Origin of the sequence: Bradyrhizobium sp. TM233, from assembly GCF_036247965.1 — a bacterium.
Classification (GTDB): domain Bacteria; phylum Pseudomonadota; class Alphaproteobacteria; order Rhizobiales; family Xanthobacteraceae; genus Bradyrhizobium; species Bradyrhizobium ottawaense.
In genome coordinates this window covers 160667-177156 of record NZ_BTIG01000002.1, presented here as the reverse complement: position 1 = coordinate 177156, position 16490 = coordinate 160667, and the positions used below count along the sequence as shown (strand labels likewise).

At 65.0% G+C, this 16490-nt stretch carries 17 protein-coding genes; 1 reads left to right on the top strand and 16 read right to left on the bottom strand.

Annotation, left to right across the window (positions count from 1 at the left end; genetic code table 11):
- Window positions 1-63 precede the first annotated feature (63 nt).
- The 6 genes from AABA86_RS06735 to miaA form a co-directional block, all read right to left on the bottom strand.
- A complete protein-coding gene (locus tag AABA86_RS06735) occupies window positions 64-666 on the bottom strand; it encodes a LysE family translocator (RefSeq protein ID WP_212249820.1) in 603 nt (200 codons plus the stop codon).
- Between the two features lie 7 nt (window positions 667-673).
- Window positions 674-1549 carry an EamA family transporter gene (locus AABA86_RS06730; protein WP_338306250.1) on the bottom strand — a complete coding sequence of 292 codons (876 nt, stop codon included), beginning with the start codon at window positions 1547-1549 and terminating at the stop codon, window positions 674-676.
- 45 nt (window positions 1550-1594) lie between these two features.
- Window positions 1595-2290 carry a class I SAM-dependent methyltransferase gene (locus tag AABA86_RS06725; protein WP_028145446.1) on the bottom strand — a complete coding sequence of 232 codons (696 nt, stop codon included), beginning with the start codon at window positions 2288-2290 and terminating at the stop codon, window positions 1595-1597.
- Window positions 2291-2293: 3 nt separating this feature from the next.
- Window positions 2294-2836 carry an acetolactate synthase small subunit gene (gene ilvN, locus AABA86_RS06720; RefSeq protein WP_028145447.1) on the bottom strand — a complete coding sequence of 181 codons (543 nt, stop codon included), beginning with the start codon at window positions 2834-2836 and terminating at the stop codon, window positions 2294-2296.
- Window positions 2837-2860: 24 nt separating this feature from the next.
- Window positions 2861-4636 carry an acetolactate synthase 3 large subunit gene (locus AABA86_RS06715; protein ID WP_338306249.1) on the bottom strand — a complete coding sequence of 592 codons (1776 nt, stop codon included), beginning with the start codon at window positions 4634-4636 and terminating at the stop codon, window positions 2861-2863.
- 329 nt (window positions 4637-4965) lie between these two features.
- Window positions 4966-5922, bottom strand: coding sequence for a tRNA (adenosine(37)-N6)-dimethylallyltransferase MiaA (miaA, locus tag AABA86_RS06710; protein WP_338306248.1), 957 nt, complete (start codon window positions 5920-5922; stop codon window positions 4966-4968).
- 11 nt (window positions 5923-5933) lie between these two features.
- Between miaA and serB the strand changes: the two genes are divergently transcribed.
- The gene (gene serB, locus AABA86_RS06705) at window positions 5934-6839 is read left to right on the top strand and encodes a phosphoserine phosphatase SerB (protein WP_338306247.1); all 906 of its coding nucleotides are present in this window, start codon (window positions 5934-5936) and stop codon (window positions 6837-6839) included.
- 153 nt (window positions 6840-6992) lie between these two features.
- On the opposite strand, the gene AABA86_RS06700 is transcribed toward serB, so the two are convergent.
- The 10 genes from AABA86_RS06700 to AABA86_RS06655 form a co-directional block, all read right to left on the bottom strand.
- Entirely contained in the window at window positions 6993-8507 is a 1515-nt protein-coding gene (locus AABA86_RS06700; protein ID WP_338306246.1) for a Do family serine endopeptidase, read from the bottom strand.
- Window positions 8508-8648: 141 nt separating this feature from the next.
- The gene (locus AABA86_RS06695; protein WP_028145452.1) at window positions 8649-8855 is read right to left on the bottom strand and encodes a DUF2065 domain-containing protein; all 207 of its coding nucleotides are present in this window, start codon (window positions 8853-8855) and stop codon (window positions 8649-8651) included.
- Between the two features lie 72 nt (window positions 8856-8927).
- On the bottom strand, window positions 8928-9824 hold the full coding sequence (gene hflC / locus AABA86_RS06690; protein ID WP_212249832.1) for a protease modulator HflC: 897 nt from the start codon (window positions 9822-9824) through the stop codon (window positions 8928-8930).
- The gene (gene hflK / locus AABA86_RS06685) at window positions 9821-10957 is read right to left on the bottom strand and encodes an FtsH protease activity modulator HflK (protein WP_028145454.1); all 1137 of its coding nucleotides are present in this window, start codon (window positions 10955-10957) and stop codon (window positions 9821-9823) included. The genes hflC and hflK overlap by 4 nt, the downstream gene beginning before the upstream one ends.
- A gap of 153 nt (window positions 10958-11110) precedes the next feature.
- Complete coding sequence (locus AABA86_RS06680; protein WP_338306245.1) at window positions 11111-11620, bottom strand: dihydrofolate reductase; 510 nt, start codon at window positions 11618-11620, stop codon at window positions 11111-11113.
- Entirely contained in the window at window positions 11620-12105 is a 486-nt protein-coding gene (locus AABA86_RS06675) for a GNAT family N-acetyltransferase (RefSeq protein ID WP_212249834.1), read from the bottom strand. The genes AABA86_RS06680 and AABA86_RS06675 overlap by 1 nt, the downstream gene beginning before the upstream one ends.
- Before the next feature lie 5 nt (window positions 12106-12110).
- A complete protein-coding gene (locus AABA86_RS06670) occupies window positions 12111-12905 on the bottom strand; it encodes a thymidylate synthase (RefSeq protein ID WP_018319711.1) in 795 nt (264 codons plus the stop codon).
- A 171-nt stretch (window positions 12906-13076) separates the two neighbouring features.
- Window positions 13077-14057, bottom strand: a complete 981-nt coding sequence (locus AABA86_RS06665; protein WP_338306244.1) for a tripartite tricarboxylate transporter substrate binding protein BugD — start codon at window positions 14055-14057, stop codon at window positions 13077-13079.
- A 138-nt stretch (window positions 14058-14195) separates the two neighbouring features.
- Window positions 14196-15710 carry a tripartite tricarboxylate transporter permease gene (locus AABA86_RS06660; RefSeq protein WP_212249839.1) on the bottom strand — a complete coding sequence of 505 codons (1515 nt, stop codon included), beginning with the start codon at window positions 15708-15710 and terminating at the stop codon, window positions 14196-14198.
- Between the two features lie 7 nt (window positions 15711-15717).
- The gene (locus AABA86_RS06655; protein WP_212249841.1) at window positions 15718-16479 is read right to left on the bottom strand and encodes a tripartite tricarboxylate transporter TctB family protein; all 762 of its coding nucleotides are present in this window, start codon (window positions 16477-16479) and stop codon (window positions 15718-15720) included.
- Window positions 16480-16490 lie beyond the last annotated feature (11 nt).

Here is a 16490-nt window from a genome sequence, read left to right as displayed (position 1 = left end):
GGGGGCTGTCTAGAGCATTTTCAGCCCATAGGGAAACCCGTTTCTGCATGGAAATCCGCGACATCATGCATCCATGAAAACGGGGTAGAGGGAGGCCAGCAGCAGGAGCGCCATCAGGATATTGAAGGCGCGAACCAGCCGCTCCGAGGTCAGGACCGGCCGCAATGCGGAGCCGAACAGGGCCCAGACCACGGTCGAGACCGTGCCGACCAGCAGGCTGATAACGGTCTGGATCGCGATGTTGAGCGGAAACCGGGCAATCGCCGCATAGGCGGTGATGGTGCCGATCACGATCACCCAGCCCTTGGCGTTGATCCATTGGAACATCGCCGCGCCCCAGAAGGTCATCGGGCCGCGGCCGTCCTCCTCGCCCGGCCTGGTCGGGCCGGACATGGCGATCGCAGCGGCAAGATAGATCAGGTAGGCGGCACCGGCATATTTCAAAATGGTCTGGAGGATCGGGTAGGCCAAGAACACGGTGCCGAGCCCGAGACCGACGGTGGCGACCATGAAGGCGAAGCCGAGGACGATTCCGACGATGTGCGGGATGGTTCGACGGAAGCCGTAGGTCAGGCCCGAGGACAGCAGCATGATGTTGTTCGGCCCGGGCGTGAAGTACATCACGGCCATGAAGGCAAGGAAGGCATAGAACAGCGAGTAGGTCATGTTCACCTCACGCCGTCTTCGGCAGGACTTGCGGCCGCCTCGCCAGCACCGTCACCGCGATACCACCGATCACGGTCAGCATGCCCGCAAGCCGCAGGGGTCCGAACCGCTCGCCGAACACGATGCTGGAGGCGGCCGAGCCGACGAACGGCACCAGCAGCGCGAACGGCACCACTTGCGCAGCGGGATAGTCGCGCAGCAGCCGTCCCCAGAGCCAGTAGGCGATGCTGGTCGAGATGGCGCCGATCACCAGCAGGCAGATCAAGCCGGTCAGTGACATGTGGATCAGCGACTCGAAGGTCGGCATTGGCCCGTTGACGACCAGCGCAAGCGCGAACAGCGGCACCGCAGCGATGAGACAGAGCCAGGCAAACAAATCGAACATCGGCGCGCCGCGGGCGCCGCGCAGCAGGAGATTGCCGACGGCAAAGCAGATCGGAGCGATCATCAGCACTGCAAATGCAGCGACACTGAAATCATAACCGACCGTACCGCAGATCATCAGAAGGCCGGTCGCAGCGATACCAACGCCAAGCGTCTGGACCGGCGTCGGCCGTTCGCCGAAGGCGATCGCGGCAAATCCGATGGTGAACAGGGCCTGGCTCTGCACCACGACGCTGGTCAGCCCCACGGGCACGCCATGCGCAATGCCGTACGCCTGGCTCAGGAATTGACCGAGGAACAACGTGAAGCTGATCGCGATCAGAAGCGACCATGCGACTTTCGGCTTGGGGATGAACAGGCACGGCAGCGCGGCGATGGAAAAGCGCATCGCGGTCATCAGTTCCGGCGAAAACTCGTCGAGCGCGATCCGGCTTGCCACGAAGGCAAGCCCCCAGATGATCGCCACCAGGATGGCGATGAGGATATCGGCCGGCTTCATTGTTGTTCTCGGTTCTGCCCTGTCGTGCAGCCCTGTTGTTGTCGTCTAGCCTTGCTCGCCGGCTCTTGGTTTGCGCAGCAGATACGTGCCGTGCATCGGTGCGTGGTAATCGGCCGAGACCAGCGTGAAGCCGACGTCGGTCAGCATCCGCTCCATCACCCAGCCGAAGGTGGAATATTCGTCGCGCATATGCATCACCACGCCCTCGCGCGAAAAATCGTGGTTCTTGATGTGGTAGTCGGCCCATTGCTCCACGTCGCGCTCGATCGCGTCGGGCATGGAGGCGTAGACGATGTCGCGCAGATAAAAGCTCGCGCCCGGCTTGAGCGCGCGAAAAATCCGCGACATCGCGACCGCCTTCCAGAAATCCGGCAAATGGTGCAGCGTGAATTCGCTGACGATCAGATCGTAGGATTCCGGCCGATAGGCGAAGCTGAGCAGGCCGGCGGACTGGGTGCGCACGGGCGCCTTGCGATCGCGCGCGTAGATCTCCGCAAGCGCCAGCATCGCCGGCGAGATGTCGATGGCGTCGACCTCGGCGCCCAGCAGCGCGGCTTCGGTCGCCAGCACGCCGTTGCCGCAGCCGATGTCGGCGATGCGCCAGCCGCGCTGGACTCCCAGCATTTTCAGCGCGGCGCGCGCCCGCAGATCGGCATCGTCGTGGGCGTCGTAGATCGAGGCCACCGCGGGCTCGATCCCCATCCGGTTCCGCTCGTTATAGTACCAGTCGCGCGCCAGCATGGTTCACATCCCTTCAGGCCCGCGGCCGATCGCGGCAACGCCGGTGCGCGACACCTCGACGAGGCCGAGCGGGCGCATCAGGTCGATATATTGATTGATCTTGTCCGTATTGCCTGTGATCTCGAACACAAAGCTCTCGGTCGTTGCGTCGATCACGCGGGCGCGGAACGCATCCGCGAGCCTGAGCGCCTCGACCCGATGCTCGCCCTGCCCCCGCACCTTCACCATCGCGAGCTCCCGTTCGATCGAGCGCCGGGTCTGGGTCATGTCGACGACCTGGTAGACCGGGATCATGCGGTCGAGCTGGTTCTTGATCTGCGCGATCACCATCGGCGTCCCCGTGGTGACGATGGTGATGCGCGACAGGTGCTTCTGGGCCTCGGTCTCCGAGACCGTAAGGCTTTCGATGTTGTAGCCGCGGCCCGAAAACAGGCCGATGACGCGCGCGAGCACGCCCGGCTCGTTCTGCACGAGCACCGCGAGCGTATGCGTCTCGTTCGGATCGTGGCGCTCTTCGATGAAGTAGGCGGATGCGGGCTGGTTCATTGTCGTCCCCTCAAATGTCTCGCGTCACACCAGCGCCTTGCCGCCGGCGAACGCCTTGGCGGTGGCCTCGTCGTTGGCCTGCTCCGGCAACAGCATCTCGTTGTGCGCCTTGCCGGACGGAATCATCGGGAAGCAGTTTTCCAGCGACGCGACGCGGCAGTCGAACAGCACCGGGCGCTTGACCGAGATCATCTCCTGGATGGCACCGTCGAGATCGCCGGGCTTGTGCACCTGGAAGCCGACGCCGCCGTAGGCTTCCGCGAGCTTGACGAAGTCCGGCATCGCCTCCGAGTAGGAATGCGACAGCCGGTTGCCATGCAGCAGCTGCTGCCACTGCCGCACCATGCCCATGTACTGGTTGTTCAGGATGAAGATCTTGATCGGCAGCTCGTACTGAACCGCCGTCGACATCTCTTGCATCGTCATCTGCACCGACGCATCGCCCGCGATGTCGATGACCAGGCTGTCGGGATGGGCAACCTGCACGCCGACCGCGGCCGGCAGGCCGTAGCCCATGGTGCCGAGACCGCCCGACGTCATCCAGCGATGCGGCTCCTCGAAGCCGAAGAACTGCGCCGCCCACATCTGGTGCTGGCCCACTTCCGTCGTGATGTAGGTATCCTTGCCGCGCGTCGCCTCGAACAGGCTCTGGATCGCGTGCTGCGGCAGGATGAAGTCGTTACTCTTCTTGTAATACAGCGAGTTGCGGGCGCGCCACTGCGCGATCTGCTGCCACCACGCCTTGATGTCGGGCTTCTTCGCCTCCGCCTTGAACACCTGGAGGATGTCGCCGAGGATGTTGCCGCAATCGCCGATGATCGGCACGTCGACGCGGATGTTCTTGTTGATCGAGGACGGGTCGATGTCGATGTGGATCTTCTTCGAGCCCGGCGAGAACGCGTCGACGCGGCCGGTGATGCGGTCGTCGAAACGCGCGCCGACGCACAGCATGACGTCGCAATCATGCATCGTCATGTTGGCTTCGTAGGTGCCGTGCATGCCGAGCATGCCGAGCCAGTTCTTGCCCGACGCCGGATAGGCACCGAGGCCCATCAGCGTCGAGGTGATCGGAAAGCCGGTGACCTCGACCAGCTCGCGCAGCAGCCTGGTCGCCTCGGGGCCGGAATTGATGACGCCGCCGCCGCTGTAGATCACGGGGCGCTTGGCATTGGCGAGCAGCGCCACGGCCTTGCGGATCTGGGTCGCATCGCCCTTGACGCGCGGCGCGTAGGAGCGGTGCACGTCGGACTTGCGCGGCGGATGATAGGTGCCGGTCGCGAACTGCACGTCCTTGGGAACGTCGACCAAGACGGGGCCGGGACGGCCCGTGGTCGCAACGTAGAACGCCTCGTGCAGCACTTTTGCGAGATCGTTGACGTCGCGCACCAGCCAATTGTGCTTGGTGCAGGGACGCGTGATGCCGACGGTGTCGCATTCCTGGAACGCGTCGTTGCCGATCAGATGCGTCGGCACCTGGCCGGAGATGCAGACCAGCGGGATCGAGTCCATCAGCGCGTCGGTGAGCGGCGTCACCATGTTGGTGGCGCCGGGGCCTGACGTCACCAGCGCAACGCCCGGCTTGCCGGTCGAGCGCGCATAACCTTCGGCGGCATGGCCCGCGCCCTGCTCGTGACGGACCAGGATGTGCTGGACCTCGCTCTGCTGGAAGATCTCGTCGTAGATCGGAAGCACCGCGCCGCCGGGATAGCCGAAAATGTCGGTCACGCCGTGATCGATGAGCGCGCGGACGATCATCGCGGCGCCGGTCATCTGGTTCGGATCGTGGCTCTTGTCGCTCATTGGCTTGCTCCGGATGCGCTGTTGTCAGCGGCTTCGTTCGTGTCGGGTTCGGGAAATAAAAAAGGCCCCGAAGAGGGCCCATGCACACCGCCTGTCATGTGGATGGCAGCTAGCCACCCCCGGCGGTGTGCCTGGGTACGACGGCGATAAGGAGTTTGGTAATAATGTTACGCATGGCAGGCGCCCGGCTTCCCAAAGGTTGCGCGAAACATAGCGGCCAAAGCCTGGATGTCAAGGCGATGCGGCCGTTCCCGCGCGATTTTGGCAGTGTAGCGGTGTTCCCCGGGTTCGGCGAGAGGTAAATTTGGGAACCCGGACAGAAAAGCGCCTCAGGCGAGGTCGCGGGCCGCGTTCACAATGGCGGCGAGCCATCCCCTCGCCTCCCCCGGCTTCACCCATTCGAACTCCGGCAATTGGTGCCGGAACCAGGTGAATTGCCGCTTGGCATAGTGGCGGGTGTCGGCGCGGCCGATTCCTGCGGCGTCCTCCAGGCTGAGCTCACCGCGCAGATGCCGGATCAGGGCCGGCACGCCATGGGCCTTCATCGCCGGCAGCAGCGGATCGAGGTGTCTGGCCGCGAGCCGCTCGACCTCGCTCAATGCACCGGTGCCCAGCATGGCATCGAAGCGGGCATCGATGCGGGCGTAAAGCTCGTCGCGGTCGGGGGCGAGAAACACCGCGCGAAAACTGTCCTTCGGTAGCAGCGGCGGCTGGCCCTCCCGATGCCAGTCGAGCAGCGAACGGCCGGTCGCCTCGACCACTTCGAGTGCGCGCGCAATGCGCGTGCGGTCACGCAGGTTCAATCGCTCCGCTGCGGGTGGATCACGACGCGCCAGTTCCGCATGCAGCGCCTCCGCACCGTTCCGTTCCAGCCGCGCGCGCACGTCCTCGCGCACCTCGGCGGGAATTGGCGGCACCACGGAGAGCCCGGCCGTCAGCGCCTTGAAATAAAGCCCGGTGCCGCCGATGAAGATCGGCAGACGGCCTTCCGCTTTCGCCTCGTCGAGCGCCTTGGCGGCATCACTCACCCAGGCACCGGCCGAGAAATTCACGGCTGCATCGACATGACCGTACAGGCGATGCGGCGCGCGCGCTTCCTCGATTTGTGTGGGACGCGCCGTGATGATGCGGAGGTCGCGATAGACCTGCATGGAATCGGCATTGATGACGACCCCGTCCGTGCTGAGGGCAAGCTCCAGCGCCAGCGCCGACTTGCCGCTGGCGGTCGGGCCTGCGATAAGCACGGCCTTGCCGACATGGCTTCTGCTGACTTGCCCCTCGCTCACGAAAACCTCAAATGTCCCTCGTCGCCACGCTGATCTGCAACCCCGACAATCCCGCTCTCGACTCGACCATCGTCGATGGCGCCCGCGCCGTGCTGCCCCAGGCAGCTCCCGCGCACTGGCTGTTCGACGGGGTCGCGGTCGACATCCCCTTCGGCGCCGACAGTAGCCTCGAAGGCGACCGTCACGCCATCGAGGAGCGGCTTCGTGAGCTTCGCGGCGACCTGCCCGTCGACATCGTCGTGCAGCCAGTCGGCGCCCGGCGCAAGAGACTTTTTCTCGCCGACATGGATTCCACCATGATCGGCCAGGAATGCATCGACGAGCTCGCCGATCTCGTCGGGATGAAGGCCCACGTGGCCGCCATCACCGAACGCGCGATGCGCGGCGAGATCGAGTTCGAGCCGGCGCTGCGCGAGCGCGTCGCGCTGCTGAAGGACCTGCCCGCCGGCGTGGTCGACGAGGTGCTGGCCAAGCGCATCACGCTGACCCCGGGCGGCCGCGAATTGGTCGCGACCATGCGCGCCCACGGCGCCTATACCTGTCTCGTCTCCGGCGGCTTCACGCTGTTCACGACCGCGGTCGCCGCCAGGATCGGCTTCCAGGAGAACCGCGCCAACGAGCTCGTCGTGCGCGACGGCAAGTTCACCGGCGAGGTGAAGGAGCCGATTCTGGGCCGCGCGGCGAAGCTTGCCACGCTGGTGGATCTGATGGAGTCGTTCGATCTCGACGACATCGACTCGGTCGTGGTCGGCGACGGCGCCAACGATCTCGCCATGATCCAGGCGGCGGGACTGGGCGTCGCCTATCATGCCAAGCCGGCCGTGGCGGCCGCGGCAGCGGCGCGGATCGACCACGGCGACCTCACCGCGCTGCTGTATGCGCAGGGGTATCGGCGGGACGAGTTCGTGGAGGGGTAGCCTCTCTCGTCGTCAGCTCTCGCTGTTCGCTCAGAAGCCGTCGGGTGGGCAAAGGCGCGCTGGCGCCGTGCCCACCACTCTCGCAGCGATAGTGGAAAGTCGGTGGGCACGGCGCTATGCGCCTTTGCCCACCCTTCGAGACTGCCCTAGCAACTACTGCACGCTCAGCGCCACGAACCGCAGTTCGCCGTCGGCGTTGGAGACCAGCAGCAGCACCGACTTCTTGCCGTCCTTCTTGAGCTGGTCGACCCGCTTCTGGATGTCGGCGCCGCTGGTGACGGCCTCCTGCGCGACCTCGACGATGACGTCGCCGGCGGAGAGGCGCTTCTCGGCGGCGTCGGAATTGGCGTCGACATTGGTGACGACCACGCCCTTGACGCTCTCCTTGATCTTGTAGCGCGTGCGCAGATCCTTGTTCAGCACCGCAAGATCAAGGCCGAGCGCCTTCTGCGTCACGGTCTTTTCGGGCGCGGGCTCGTCGGTCTTCACCGCGGCCTGCACCTTGTCGGGATCCTGGAGGCGGCCGAGCGTGACCTTCTTGGTTTCCTCCTTGCCCTTGCGGATGATGACGACGTCGACCTCTTTGCCGACCGCGGTGTCGGCGACGACGCGGGACAGGTCCTTCGGATCCTTGACGTCCTTGCCATCGAACTTGACGACGACGTCGCCCGGCTCGATGCCGGCCGGCTTGGCCGGGCCCTTGTCGTCGACGCCGGCAACCAGCGCGCCGCGCGCCGGCTTGATGTTGAGGCTCTCGGCGATCTCGTCGGTGACGCTCTGGATGCGCACCCCTAACCAGCCGCGGCGCAGCTCGCCGAACTGACGGAGCTGGTCGACGACGCCTGCGACCGTCTTCGAGGGCACGGCGAAGCCGATGCCGATCGAGCCGCCCGAGGGCGAGATGATCAGCGTGTTGACGCCGATGACGTCGCCGTCGAGGTTGAACAGCGGACCGCCGGAATTGCCGCGGTTGATGGAGGCGTCGGTCTGGATGTAGCTGTCATAGGGACCCGAGGAGATGTCGCGGTTCTTGGCCGAGACGATGCCGGCCGTCACCGTGCCGCCCAGGCTGAACGGGTTGCCGATCGCGACCACCCAGTCACCGAGACGCAGCTTGTCGCTATCGCCGAACTTCACCGCGACCAGCGGCTTGGTCGGCTTGAACTTCAGCACCGCAAGGTCGGTCTTCTTGTCGACGCCGACCAGCTCGGCCTTGATCTTGGTACCGTCGTTGAGGATGACGTTGATCTCGTCGGCGTCCGCGATGACGTGGTTGTTGGTGACGACGACGCCTGACGTGTCGATGATGAAGCCGCTTCCGAGCGAGTTGGTCTTGCGCGGCGGCTGGCCGCCGTCGCCGCGCTCGCCACCCTTGCTGCCGCCCGGACCTTTGCGGTTCTTGAAGAAGTCGTCGAAGAACTCCTCGAAGGGCGAGCCGGGCGGCAATTGCGGCATGGCGTTGCTGCCGCCGCCCTTGGCCTCGACGGTCTGCGAGGTCGAGATGTTGACGACCGCGTCGATCACCTTCTCGGCGACGTCCGCGATGCCCTCCGGTCCGCGCGCATAGACCGGCGTACCGAACGCGCTGAAACCAGCGACGGCGAGCGCGGCCAGCCCAATTCGCACACCAAGTCGCGAGCGGGACGGGGCAATGGTGGCAGCGGTCATTGTGATCTCCAGAGAGAGGGATTCGGCGCCAGACTGCGCTTGACGGGAGGACGGCGCAAGCGCGGAGCTTAACGGGCCTCAGAACCCCGATAATACGGCGAAAACCGGTCTGTCGCCTTCACTTTGGCGTTGGCGCGACGCCTAAATTGGGCGCCGCATAACCCAGATCAGGACCAGGCCGACGACGGCCGAACCGATCCCGACTGCCCGCAGGATGTTGTCCGGCGTGGCGATGGCGCTCTTCATGGCCTTGCGCATCCAGTTAGGACTTGCCGCGAACATCAAGCCTTCCAGCACGAACAGGATGCCCAAGCCGATGAGGAAGTCGGCGAACGCAATGGACCTCATCGGATTGGAACCTCCCGTGATGCTATTCTTGTCTGGACGAAGGGCGGCGAAATCCGCCGCCCTTTGTCTAGCTTACGGCTTCGCCGGCGTCTCGGTCGCCATCTTGCCGGACGGGTTACTGAAGTACCGGAAGAAATCCGAGTCCGGCCGCAGCAGGAAGCGGGTGTCGTTCGACTTCAGCCCGTTCTCGTAGGCCGTCATCGACCGGTAGAAGGCGAAGAAGTCGGCATCCTTGCTGTAGGCTTCGGCGAACAGGCGGTTGCGCTCGGCATCGCCGGCACCCCGGGTCTGCTCGGCCTGCGAATTCGCTTCCGCGACGATGACGGTCGCCTCACGATCGGCCTTGGACTTGATCTCCTGGGCCTTCTGGCCGCCCTGTGCGCGGAACTCGGCCGCCTCGCGCTCGCGCTCCGTCTTCATACGTTGATAGACCGCCTGGCTGTTCTGCTCCGGCAGGTCGGCGCGGCGGATCCTGACGTCGACGACCTGGATGCCGTAACCGTCGGCCTCGCGATCGAGCTGGTCGCGGATGCGCTGCATCAGCTTCTCGCGATCGTCGCGCACCACGTTGATGAAGGTGACCTCGCCCAGCACGCGGCGCAGCGCCGCGTTCAGGAGCGTGGTGAGCTGGATGTTGGCAGCCTGGATCGAGCCGACGCTCTGATAGAAGCGCAGCGCGTCCTTGATGCGGTAGCGCGCGAAGGCGTCGACCACGAGCCGCTTCTGATCGGAGGCGATCGCTTCCTGCGACGGGTTCTCCAGGTCGAGAATCCGCTTGTCGATGTTGATCACCGAATTCCACGGCGCCTTGAAGTGCAGGCCGGGTGCGGTGACGACGTCGACGGGCCGGCCGAACTGCAGCACGATGGTCTGCTCGGTCTGCTGCACCGTGAACAACGACATGTAGCCGACGATCACGACGAGCAGGAGGGCGAGCAGGGTGACGATACCTGTGACCGGGGACCTCATCGGCTACCTCCGCTCGACTGCGGACCGGTGGTAGGCGGCCGCTTGGTCGTCAGTTCGCCGAGCGGCAGATAGGGCACGATGCCCTGGCCCGAGGGCCCGCCGTCATAGACGAGCTTGTCCGCGCCGCCGAGCACGCGCTCCATCGTCTCCAGATAGATCCGTTCACGCGTCACGTCGGGCGCCTTCTTGTATTCCTCGTACACCTTCAGGAAGCGCGCGCTCTGGCCCTTGGCCTCGGCAACCGCCTGCTCCTTGTAACCTTCGGCGGCTTGCATGATCTGCGCCGAGCGTCCGCGCGCCTGCGGCACCACCTGGTTGGCGTAGGTCTGTGCCTCGTTCTGCAACTGCTCGAGATTGGCGCGCGCCGCCTGGACGTCGCGGAAGGCGTCGATCACCTGCGCCGGCGGATCGACCTTCTGCATCTGCACCTGGCTGACCTGAATGCCGGCGCCGTAGCTGTCCAGGGTCTTCTGGATCAGCTCCTGCACGCCCTGCTCGGTGACGTTGCGCGCGCCGGTGAGGATCGGCTGGATCTGCGAGCGGCCGATCACCTCGCGCATCGCGCTCTCGGAGACCGCCTTCACGGTGCCTTCGGGATTTTGGATGTTGAAGAGGAAGTCGCCGACGCCATCCGGCTTGATGCGCCAGAGCACGGTGAAGTCGACATCGACGATGTTCTCGTCGCCGGTCAGCATCAGGCTCTCTTCCGGCACGTCACGAATGGAGCGGCCGCGCCGCGCCGGATCGTCGATCAGCGTCATGCCGATGGAGATGGTGTTGACGCGCAGCGCCTTGGGCAGCAGCACTGTCTCGATCGGATAGGGCAGATGATAGTTCAGGCCCGGCTGCACGGTGCGAACATGCTTGCCGAAGCGCAGCACGACGCCGAGCTCTTCGGACTGCACGCGGAAGAAGCCCGACAGCAGCCAGAACGCGACAATCAGCAGCACGATCAGCGTGATGCCGATGCCGGAGAAATAGCCTCCCGGCATGATCTGCTGGAGGCGGTCCTGGCCGCGACGCAGAAGGTCTTCCAGATCCGGCGGCCTCGGCCCGACCGGTTGCGGGCCTGAGCCCCATGGTCCCTTCGGACCCGAGCCCCATGGGCCACCGCCCTGATTCTTCCACGGCATTCGACGCTCTCCTCGGCAGGGTGGAATTGCCCCCGCCCGCTTTGTCCGGTCCGGCTTTATAGGGGACAGGCAAGTCCCTTACAACGCAGCCTTCGCCGTCTTTCGAGCTATGCTCGGGCACGAAAAAGTCAATGTAAACATTGACGAAAGCGGTTAATGGCCGCGCCGCCGACGATATGTCACATAGGAGAAGTCGGCGCTGTCGTCGGGGCCGGCAGCATGGCGGATACGTTCAACCTCGTCCCATTCCGCCTTGTCGATGTCGAAACGCGTGTCGCCTTCGGGGCGCGCGTGCACTTCGGTGATCTCGAGGCGATCGGCGCGATCGAGCCATTGCCGATAGATCTCGGCGCCGCCGATCACCGCGATCTCGGTGACCGAACGCCGCAGGGCGTCGCCAAGTGCAACCGCGCCGGCATCAGCGGCCGATGTCGTGACAATGGCGCCGTTGGCGCGATAGGCCGCATCGCGCGTGATCACGATGTTGGTGCGGTCCCGCAGCGGCCGGGGCAGGGATTCGAAGGTCTTGCGGCCCATGACCACGGGCTTGCCGATCGTGAGCGCCTTGAAGCGCGCCATGTCGGATTTCATGCGCCACGGCATGGCGTTGCCGGCGCCGATGACGCCGTTCTCCGCGATCGCGACGACGAAGACGATCTCCATCAGGGCGCACTCCCGGCAAGCCGCGTCAGCGCTGGCCCGGTGACACGGCACAGCGTCCAGTCGTCCATCATGACGGCGCCGAGAGATTTGTAGAACGCGATCGACGGCGCGTTCCAGTCGAGCACCGCCCATTGCAGGCGGGACCAACCGTTGTCGACGCATTCCTTGGCGAGATAGACCAGCAGGGCCTTGCCGAGGCCCCTGCCCCGGTGCGACGGCCGCACGTAGAGATCTTCGAGATAGATGCCATGGCGGCCGCTGAAGGTGGAGAAATTCGTAAACCACACCGCGAAGCCGACCGGCTCGCCGTTCCACTCTGCGATCGCGCAATAGAGCTGCGGCCTCTCGCCGAACAGCGCGTCAGCGATGTCAGCCTCGGTCGCCTCCACCTCGTGCGAGAGTTTTTCGTATTCGGCGAGCTCGCGGATGAAAGCGAGAACGAGCCCGGCTTCGCCCGGGCGCACACGGCGGATGTTGAGCGACATCGGCGCTAAACCGCGACTTCCGCCTTGATGTGCGGATGCGGGTCATAGCCGACGAGCTCGAAATCCTCAAAGCGGAAGGAGAAGATGTCCTTCACGTCGGGATTGATCCGCATCACCGGCAGCGCGCGCGGCGCGCGCGTGAGCTGAAGCCGGGCCTGCTCCAGATGGTTGGAGTAGAGATGGGTATCGCCGAACGAATGCACGAAGTCGCCGGGCTTCAGGCCGGTGACCTGCGCCACCATCATCGTCAGCAGCGCATAGGAGGCGATATTGAAGGGCACGCCGAGGAAGACGTCGGCCGAACGCTGATAGAGCTGGCAGGACAGCTTGCCGCCTGCGACGTAGAACTGGAACAGGCAATGGCACGGCGGCAGCGCCATCTTGTCGACTTCGGCTGGATTCCACGCCGAGACGATCAGGCGGCGCGAGTCCGGATTGCGCTTGATCATATCGACCACGTTCGCAATCTGGTCGATGCTGCGGCCGTCGGGCGCCGGCCAGGAGCGCCATTGATGGCCATAGACCGGGCCGAGATCGCCATTGGCATCCGCCCATTCGTCCCAGATGGTGACGCCGTTGTCCCTGAGATATTTGATGTTGGTGTCGCCCTTCAGGAACCACAGCAGCTCGTGGATGATCGCCTTCAGTGGCAGCCGCTTGGTGGTCAGCATCGGGAAGCCGGCCGACAGATTGAAGCGCATCTGGTGGCCGAACACCGAGAGCGTACCGGTGCCGGTTCGGTCGGTCTTCTCGGCGCCGTCTGAAAGAATCCGCTCGAGCAGGTCCTGATACTGGTGCATGTGCGACTGAGCCTTTGGGGAGGCGGCGAACTTAGCGACCGCCCCCGCGCTGCAACAGCGGCGATTCGCTGTCCGCTCCGATTATACCCGGAAAAGTGAGTGGTCCCGGCGCAAACGACAAGGGGCGGAACTTACGTCCCGCCCCTTGCCCTATCGGCTTGATCGCATTGCCTAAGTTGCCGGCTTGAGCACCGGGGTCCATTTTGCGATTTCGTTCTTCACGAGGGTGGCCAGCGCCTCCGGCGTCCGCTCCGCGGGGCCCGGGATGACGCTGCCGAGCTCGAGCAGGCGCTTCTTCACGGTCTCGTCGTCGAGCGCCTTGCTGGCCGCAGCATTCAGGCTGGCCAGGATCGCCGGCGAAGTTCCCTTGGGCGCGAACATCGCATTCCAGGCCTGGGCCTGGAATTTCGGCAGGCCCGCTTCCGCCGTCGTCGGCACGTTCGGCAGCGACGGATTGCGCTCCGGCGTTGCGATCGCATAGGCCTTGATGGTGCCGGCATTGATCTGCGGCACGGCGTTGACGATCTGGTCGCACATGTAGTCGACCTGCCCCGCCACCAGCGCGTTCATCGCGGGTCCCGTGCCGTTGAAGGGCACGCCGACCGGCTTGATGTCGAGGATCGAGTGCAGCAGCTCGCAGGAGACGTGCGAGACCGAGCCGACGCCGGCATGGGCAGCGTTCACCTTCTCGGCGTTGGCCTTCACATAGGCCACGAACTCCTTCAAATCCTTCGGCGGAAAGTCCTTGCGCGCGAGGATCAGGATCGGGGTACCCGCGAGCAGCGCGATCGGCTCGAAGTCCTTCTCGGGATGATAGGCGAGCTTGGGATAGAGCGGCACGGAGGCCGCATGGGTGCCCATATGCCCGGTAATCAGCGTATAGCCGTCATTGGCTGCACGCGCGGCGCGGGTGGTCGCGGTGGTGCCGCCGGCGCCGACCACGTTCTCGATGATGATGCTCTGTCCGAGCGTCTGCGCCATATGCCCGGTGACGATGCGCGCGATGACGTCGGTCGGACCGCCGGCCGCAAACGGCACGATCATGGTGATGCTGCGCGTCGGATAAGTCTGCGCCTCAGCCGGCGCAACAGAAGCGCACAGCGACGTGAGCGCTGCGGCACATGCGCCTGTGAGCGCGCGAATGAAGGTCATGTCGATCCCCGTATCGGTCCTTGGACCAAACAAAAATGCCGGCCAAAAGGCCGGCATTTTCATTTCACGAAGCCGTCACACAAGTCGATTCGACTTCCGAATGCGGCGCGCCGACGCAGGCACGCAGCGCCCGCGCCCTCAGTTCTCGGATTCGGTGAACACCTGGTCGCGCTTCGAGCGCAACGCGGGCAGCACCGTGAGCAGCAGCAGGCTCGCTGCGATCGCGAGCAGCACCGCCGACAGCGGACGCGTCAGGAACACGCTCCAGTCGCCGCGCGAGATCAGCAGCGCGCGGCGCAGGTTCTCTTCCATCAGCGGTCCGAGCACCATGCCGAGCAGCAGCGGCGCCGGCTCGAAATCGTGCTTGATCAGCCAGTAGCCGACGAGACCGAACACGCCGGCGAGGATGACGTCGACCGGTGCGTTGTTCACCGAGTAGATGCCGATCGCGCAGAAGATCACGATCGACGGGAACATCAGCCGGTACGGCACGCGGAGCAGCCGGACCCAGATTCCGACCAGCGGCAGGTTGATGATGATCAGCATCAGATTGCCGATCCACATCGAGGCGATCATGCCCCAGACGAGGTCGGGCTGCTTCTGCATCACCTGCGGACCCGGCACGATGCCGTGGATGGTCATCGCGCCCACCATCAGCGCCATCACCGCGTTCGGCGGGATGCCGAGCGTCAAGAGCGGGATGAAGGAGGTCTGCGCCGCGGCGTTGTTGGCGCTTTCCGGCGCCGCCACGCCCTCGATCGCGCCGCGGCCGAACCGCTTCGGATCCTTCGCAAGCTTCTTCTCGAGCGTATAGGCCGCGAACGAGGCGATGACCGCACCACCGCCGGGCAGGATGCCGAGGATGGAGCCGAGCACGGTGCCGCGCAAGATCGCCGGCGCGGAGTCCTTTAGGTCTTTCCTGGTCGGCATCAGGCCGGTGATCTTCTGCTGCACGAGATCGCGGTTCATCTCGGCGCCATGGTCGAGATTGCGGATGATCTCGGCAAAGCCGAACACACCCATCGCCACCGTCGCAAAGCCGAGGCCGTCGGCGAGCTCCGGAATGTTGAAGGCCATGCGCGAGGCGCCGGTCTCGATGTCCGAGCCGACCATCGACAGCAAGAGGCCGAACACGATCATCGCGATCGCCTTCAGCACCGAGCCCTTGGCCAGCACCACGGCGAAGATCAGGCCGAGCACCATCAGCGAGAAATATTCGGCCGGGCCGAACGCCAGCGCGAGTTTTGTGAGTGGCGCACCGAGCACGGCGATCAAAACGGTCGCGACGCAGCCGGCGAAGAACGAGCCGATCGCCGCGATCGCCAGCGCCGGGCCGGCGCGGCCCTGCTTGGCCATCTGGTGACCGTCGATGGCGGTGACGACCGATGTCGCCTCACCTGGAATATTGACCAGGATCGACGTGGTCGAGCCGCCATACTGGGCGCCGTAATAGATGCCGGCGAGCATGATCAGCGCACCGACCGGCGGCAGTCCGAAGGTGATCGGCAGCAGCATCGCGACGGTGGCGATGGTGCCGATGCCCGGCAGAACGCCGACCAGCGTGCCGACGAGGGCACCGATCAGGCACATCAGGAGGTTGATCGGAGAGAGCGCGACGGCAAAGCCGTGAGCGAGGTTGGCAAAAATATCCATCACGCCCTCACTGGATCAGGAAACGCGGAAACATCGGCATCGGTAGCCCGAGCACGTAGGGAAAGAGGATTGCGCAGCCAAGCGTCAGGCAGGCGCCGACGATGGCGGCCTCCAGCCAGCGCGTCTCATGCGACCCCGTCGCCGCGATCATGAAGCTCGCAAAGGCCGTGACCACGAGGCCGAGCGGCCGGATCGCCAGCGCGAAGAACACGATCGCCGCCATCACGAACATCGGCCCGCGCCATGAGTAATGGGCCATCGCCGGCCCATCGGTCAAAAGGCCGGTCAGGGCGATGCCGGCGGACAAGGCCACCAGCAGTCCGCCGAACATCCGCGGCGCAGTGCCCGCGCCGAAGGAGAAGCCGCGCATGCCCTGCAGATCGCTCGAGGCCCACAGCGCAAACAGCGCCAGCGCCATCAGGATGACCCCGCCGACATAGTCCTGCGCCGACCTGATGGTCATGAACAGCGTGACGATCGCCACGGCAAAGATCGGATAGGAATAAATCAGCGCGAGCAGCACCTCGGACGACGCCTTCTTGGTGTCACCGCTGGCCGCTCCGATCAACGTACCGGGCGCACCGGCGAGCAACGCGGTGGCGTGGCTGATCACGACCGTGGCCGGGCCGCGCCCCGCGCCCCAACCGAAAATCGTCCCTATCGACCAGATGAATTCGAAAATCTGCGGCGCAATCGCCAGCAGACAGAAGCCGAGCGCCACCGATGTGTTTCGGGTGGCTGTCGCCGAGTGGCCCATCGTATCGGCCATGCATGTCTCCT

Excerpts from the sequence above, each read along its gene's own strand:
- AABA86_RS06735 (WP_212249820.1), bottom strand. The coding sequence starts at position 666 with ATGACCTACTCGCTGTTCTATGCCTTCCTTGCCTTCATGGCCGTGATG.
- AABA86_RS06730 (WP_338306250.1), bottom strand. The coding sequence starts at position 1,549 with ATGAAGCCGGCCGATATCCTCATCGCCATCCTGGTGGCGATCATCTGG.
- AABA86_RS06725 (WP_028145446.1), bottom strand. The coding sequence starts at position 2,290 with ATGCTGGCGCGCGACTGGTACTATAACGAGCGGAACCGGATGGGGATC.
- ilvN (WP_028145447.1), bottom strand. The coding sequence starts at position 2,836 with ATGAACCAGCCCGCATCCGCCTACTTCATCGAAGAGCGCCACGATCCG.
- AABA86_RS06715 (WP_338306249.1), bottom strand. The coding sequence starts at position 4,636 with ATGAGCGACAAGAGCCACGATCCGAACCAGATGACCGGCGCCGCGATG.
- serB (WP_338306247.1), top strand. The coding sequence starts at position 5,934 with ATGTCCCTCGTCGCCACGCTGATCTGCAACCCCGACAATCCCGCTCTC.
- AABA86_RS06700 (WP_338306246.1), bottom strand. The coding sequence starts at position 8,507 with ATGACCGCTGCCACCATTGCCCCGTCCCGCTCGCGACTTGGTGTGCGA.
- AABA86_RS06695 (WP_028145452.1), bottom strand. The coding sequence starts at position 8,855 with ATGAGGTCCATTGCGTTCGCCGACTTCCTCATCGGCTTGGGCATCCTG.
- hflC (WP_212249832.1), bottom strand. The coding sequence starts at position 9,824 with ATGAGGTCCCCGGTCACAGGTATCGTCACCCTGCTCGCCCTCCTGCTC.
- hflK (WP_028145454.1), bottom strand. The coding sequence starts at position 10,957 with ATGCCGTGGAAGAATCAGGGCGGTGGCCCATGGGGCTCGGGTCCGAAG.
- AABA86_RS06680 (WP_338306245.1), bottom strand. The coding sequence starts at position 11,620 with ATGGAGATCGTCTTCGTCGTCGCGATCGCGGAGAACGGCGTCATCGGC.
- AABA86_RS06675 (WP_212249834.1), bottom strand. The coding sequence starts at position 12,105 with ATGTCGCTCAACATCCGCCGTGTGCGCCCGGGCGAAGCCGGGCTCGTT.
- AABA86_RS06670 (WP_018319711.1), bottom strand. The coding sequence starts at position 12,905 with ATGCACCAGTATCAGGACCTGCTCGAGCGGATTCTTTCAGACGGCGCC.
- AABA86_RS06665 (WP_338306244.1), bottom strand. The coding sequence starts at position 14,057 with ATGACCTTCATTCGCGCGCTCACAGGCGCATGTGCCGCAGCGCTCACG.
- AABA86_RS06660 (WP_212249839.1), bottom strand. The coding sequence starts at position 15,710 with ATGGATATTTTTGCCAACCTCGCTCACGGCTTTGCCGTCGCGCTCTCT.
- AABA86_RS06655 (WP_212249841.1), bottom strand. The coding sequence starts at position 16,479 with ATGGCCGATACGATGGGCCACTCGGCGACAGCCACCCGAAACACATCG.